Origin of the sequence: Hydrogenophaga atypica (assembly GCF_042665215.1) — a bacterium.
GTDB lineage: Bacteria > Pseudomonadota > Gammaproteobacteria > Burkholderiales > Burkholderiaceae_C > Hydrogenophaga > Hydrogenophaga defluvii_A.
This window is the reverse complement of record NZ_JBHTCA010000059.1, coordinates 1-4332: the sequence shown is the minus strand read 5'-3', so window position 1 is coordinate 4332 and position 4332 is coordinate 1. Positions and strand designations below refer to the sequence as shown.

The window sequence follows — 4332 nt, the reverse complement described above, 5'->3', positions numbered from 1 at the left end:
CATCGCCGGCATCGAGACCATGCACATGATCAAGAAAGGGCAGCAGCGCTGCCCGTGTGGCCATGCCATGTCCGCCGCCGACCAGTTTTACAGCTTGGCTCATTGAAACCGATCGACATCAACGGCCCTTTGCCGCCTCGGCGCCACTATTGCGACACAACCCCTGGTGGCGCGAGAGTACGTTGCGCTGGGTCTGCGGTGCGTGCCGCTGGGGTTCAAGGTGCCGTTTCGGGCCTTGCTGGCCTTCAATCCACGGCAGGCGCAGGCACGGGCGGCCCAGGAGTTCGTCAGTCTGTGTCGCCGGCAGATTGCGCGAAGCTTGCCCGATGGCCATGCGACCCCAGGTTGAAGCACTCGCTCAGTGACAGTCTGTGCAGGCACGCACGACCACGGACCTCGACACCGTGGTTGGTGCCGACGGGAATACGCCACCGAGGGGCCGATGGGCTCATCCATGAGTCTGTCCAAGCGCGGTACCACGCCGAAGGACGGGTCGAACCGCGTGGAGACGGCTGCGAGGCGAACCTCTGAATCTGTCCTTTTGCCTTGAACACCATCGACGGCAAAGCACGGCATGGTGTCTTGCCCTCTGTGGCTGTTCCGGGGGTACTGGGAGGCAGGCTTCCTTGACTGTGCAAGCCATGACCAGCATTTTGCTGAAATTTTGTCAGTTTGCTGGTCTTGGCTTGCAGAAGTGAGCATACAAACAAAAAATAGCTGCAAGTTAAAACAGACAAGTTGTCCACGAATTCTTTATCATGGCAGCCATGACTGACAAGATACGGCTTTCAGATGAATTGGGGCGGCAACTGCGTGAGCGCAGGGAGTCCTTGGGGATGAGCAAATCTGAACTTGCCGAGAAGGCGGGTAAAGTTCGCGAGGTGATTTATCGACTGGAGGCAGGCGAAGATTCCACGGTGTCTTCCCTGCTGGCAGTCTGCGGCGCGCTGGGTTTTGCACTTCGACTTGAGCGCGCGGGCATGCCTTCGGCGACCGAGGTTTCAGCGCGGTTCCAGGACGACGACGATGCTGCCTGAGAAGATCCGGTTGCTGAACGTCTCCATTGGAGACGCCGAGCGAGCCGGCCAGTTGATCCGGGCGTCGACCTACGAATTCCGCTATCTGCAGGCAGACCCCGAACAGGCGGCAGTGGCGCTGCTCATGCCACCACACGACAAACTCACGTGGCAGGACGGCGACCTGTTTCCCCCCATGGACCAGAACCTTCCCGAGGGCGACTTGTTCATGAAAATTCGGGAGCTGTTCCCCAAGCAGGCCATGACCCCGATGCACATGTTGGCGCTGGTGGGTCGCAATGGCATCGGCCGCCTGGGGTTCAGTTTGCCCGACTACCCCGCGCCAGCCATGCCTCGCAGCTTGAGCAAAGGCGAATTGCTCAAGACGGCCTACACCCCCGAGGTCTTCAACGAGTTGATAGCCGCCTACCTGAGCACCGGCGCAGGCATAGCGGGCATGCAACCCAAAATCATGGTGCCGGACCGGCCCACCGTACCGATCCCGTCTCTGATCGTGAAGGCGGCCAGCCCAGCCTATCCTGGTCTGGCGGCCAACGAGTTTCTTTGCCTGACGGCCGCCCGTCACGCGGGCATCGATGTGCCGTCGTTTGAGCTCTCGGACGATGGGCAGATGTTGGTGCTCGACCGTTTCGATTTGCTTGTCCACGGCGATGGGCGTGTTGAGCGGCTGGGTTTCGAGGACATCGCCGCCCTGGCCGGGCTGCGGGTTCGCGACATCCTGTCTGATCGCAAGTACCAGGGCAGCTACCAGCGCGTGGCCGAGTTGCTGCGCCAGCTGCAGTTGCACAGCAGCAACCTGCACAGGTTCTTTGCTCAGGTGGCGTTTTCTGTCATGGTGCGCAACGGTGACGCGCACTTGAAAAACTTTGGACTGCTCTACCGATCAACGGCTGACGTTTGGCTGGCGCCCATGTTCGATGTGGTGACGACGAGCATCTACAAGTACACGCAGTACCCGGGAGGACCCGAGCTCGAAGATCGGACACTTGCGCTCAAGTTGTTTGCCGGCAGGCACCACACAAAAGCCTACCCCACAACCGAAGAATTGGTGGACTTTGGCCGCCGCGTGTGTGGCGTTTCTCAGCCAGGAGCGGTGCTCGTTCAGATTGCCGATGCCATGCGCAAGACCATCAGGGAGGCCAAGGGAGATTCGCGCATCCCGCCGACGCTTTTGGTCCAGATAGCTCCGGTCTGGAACGAGGGCTGCGCATACGCGGTTTGAACGACATGTACATGCCGTATCGACACGCAGCCTGGGTGTTCATGGCGGCGGGGGTGTGCCTCGGTCCTTTACGGGAGCGGTCTTGGGTACGTCTGCATGTATTTTGATGCAGTGCGCACTGACATAACGCTGGTACGCCGGCTGCCGGGCAAGTGCCGGAGTGTGGATCACACCGGCCGCCAATAGGGTTCAGCAGCAACCCGAGCGGACCGGTTCAAACTGAGGGAACAGCTGGTTGTTCTCCAGGTGAATGTGGGCGACCAGGTCGTCTGCGAATTGGGTGATCCCGGCGTACAAGGCGCGCCATGTGTTGCAGGCGCCCGTAGGCGGCGTGGCATCGTTGGTCAGAGCCATCAGTCGTTCGAGCTGCTCGCCGTGGTTGGTGTGCTCCTCGCGCATCACGCCAATGGGGTGAACCACCACGCCCCGCACGCCGGCCAAGAGCATCGGAAACAGGATGCTCTCTTCCTTGCCCATGTGTGCTTCCATCTCGGCCCAAACGGACTCCAGGTGGTCAGCGAGACCTTTGGGGACATCGGGATGCTCGCGGTGCACTGCCTCCACGCGCCTGGCCATGCGAATCAACTCAGGCAACTGCTCACGGTGAACCGCGTGAAAACGCCCCAGGATGTGCTCGATCAGCTCAGCCGGCGCCTGCGGCACGACCGGGGTCTCGGGCCGATCCAACCGTGCGAGTTCCGCCAGCACCTCGTCCACCACCAAGCCCTTGTTGTCGCAGGCTTGCTGCAAGGCGATTTGACCGCCACAGCAGAAGTCGAGTTTGAGGCGCCGAAAAATCGCGGTGGCACCGGGCAACGCCACAGCGATCTGCCCAAGGGGTTGGCTTGCTCGGTCGAGGGCTTCGGTGGGTGCGAAGGCGGTGTTCATGGCGACAGTCCTTAAATAGTCATTTGGAGTGCATATTATTTCCCATAAAATTCATTTGAAATGAATATTCAGACCAACCAAAAGGACATCGGTCATCGGGAGGATGCGGCATGCACTTGACCCAGTGGACCGACTACAGCCTGCGGGTGCTGATGTACTGCGCCGCCAGCGAGGAGCGCGCCACAGTGAGCGAGATTGCCCAGGCGCACGGTATCTCGCGCAGCCACCTCACCAAGATCGTGATGGCGCTGTCAAGCATGGGTCTGCTGGAAACCACGCGCGGGCGAGGCGGCGGCCTGCGACTGCTCAAACCTGCCGACGCCATCGTGGTGGGTGATGTGGTGCGCCAGACCGAGAGTGACCTGACCTTGGTGGAGTGTTTCGACAGCGAGCGCAACACGTGCCGACTTGACGGCCACTGCCGACTCAAGTCGGCCCTGCGTGAAGCCATGAAGCGGTACATGGAAGTGCTCGACGGCGTGACGTTGGCCGACTTGGTCGCACCCACTTCAGGTGCACATCGAAGCCATCAATTGAAGTTCATCCCCGGACGGCCGCGCATGTCATAGGTTGTCACCCTGCGTTGGCACTCATGGGGGAGCTCGTGAATGCCCAGCACCCAGCCGCTTGGACTGTCTGACCAAGTTAACGCGCTCCCTCTGCAGGTTGCGTGCAGCCTGAACCCAGTTGTGGTCATGGTGTTCGAGTGCCTGCAACAGAAGGCGTGCGTTGGGTAGCCTCCATTGCCGGCTGCAGGCTCAATCCTCACAATGTTGGCATCGGCAACGGGTAGACCGCTGTGGCGGAAGTATGTGTCGGCCCAGAGCCGTTCAGCGCCCATCTCCGCAGCCAAGTCGCGATTGGTGGCCAGGATGAGGCCCGCTCAAGCTTGCGAGGACTCGCGCAGGCAGTTGGCAGCGATTTGTGCTACGCGCCGCACGTGATCCTCAGATGCTTTTTGAGCAGCATCGGCGTCTCGTCTTTTGAGTGCTTCGATGATTCGCGACATTTCCGCGGCGGCCTCTTTTTGCCGTCCAGTTGACCCAATGGTCATGGCTCGCAGGCGATTGATGCGCGCGTTCAGCGACTGCACCACCTCCCACGCCATGTCCATCCCAGCCAAACGGAACAGGGCTTCATAAAACGCCGTGGTGTTCTCCCGGACGCCCTGGAAATCTCCACGAC

General features: G+C 60.6%; 5 protein-coding genes and 1 pseudogene. 4 read left to right on the top strand and 2 right to left on the bottom strand.

The genetic code is table 11. The annotated features are described in order from the left end of the window. The 3 genes and pseudogenes from ACFQPB_RS23620 to ACFQPB_RS23610 form a co-directional block, all read left to right on the top strand. A pseudogene (locus tag ACFQPB_RS23620) lies at positions 1 to 106 on the top strand (IS6 family transposase); the annotation flags it as partial. Positions 107 to 767: 661 nt separating this feature from the next. Beyond that, on the top strand, positions 768 to 1037 hold the full coding sequence (locus tag ACFQPB_RS23615) for a helix-turn-helix domain-containing protein (protein WP_382228804.1): 270 nt from the start codon (positions 768 to 770) through the stop codon (positions 1035 to 1037). Then, positions 1027 to 2259, top strand: coding sequence for a type II toxin-antitoxin system HipA family toxin (locus tag ACFQPB_RS23610; RefSeq protein WP_382228801.1), 1233 nt, complete (start codon positions 1027 to 1029; stop codon positions 2257 to 2259). Before ACFQPB_RS23615 ends, ACFQPB_RS23610 begins: the two co-directional genes overlap by 11 nt. Before the next feature lie 189 nt (positions 2260 to 2448). Here the strand turns inward: ACFQPB_RS23610 and ytfE are convergent, their stop codons facing one another. Next, positions 2449 to 3147: an iron-sulfur cluster repair protein YtfE gene (ytfE, locus tag ACFQPB_RS23605; RefSeq protein ID WP_382228798.1), complete on the bottom strand. Its 699-nt coding sequence runs from the start codon at positions 3145 to 3147 to the stop codon at positions 2449 to 2451. A 110-nt stretch (positions 3148 to 3257) separates the two neighbouring features. Between ytfE and ACFQPB_RS23600 the strand changes: the two genes are divergently transcribed. Further along, complete coding sequence (locus ACFQPB_RS23600; RefSeq protein WP_382228795.1) at positions 3258 to 3716, top strand: Rrf2 family transcriptional regulator; 459 nt, start codon at positions 3258 to 3260, stop codon at positions 3714 to 3716. 314 nt (positions 3717 to 4030) lie between these two features. Here ACFQPB_RS23600 and ACFQPB_RS23595 read toward each other — a convergent pair. Next, on the bottom strand, positions 4031 to 4332 hold a 302-nt coding region (locus ACFQPB_RS23595; protein WP_382228792.1), incomplete at its 5' end, for an FCD domain-containing protein.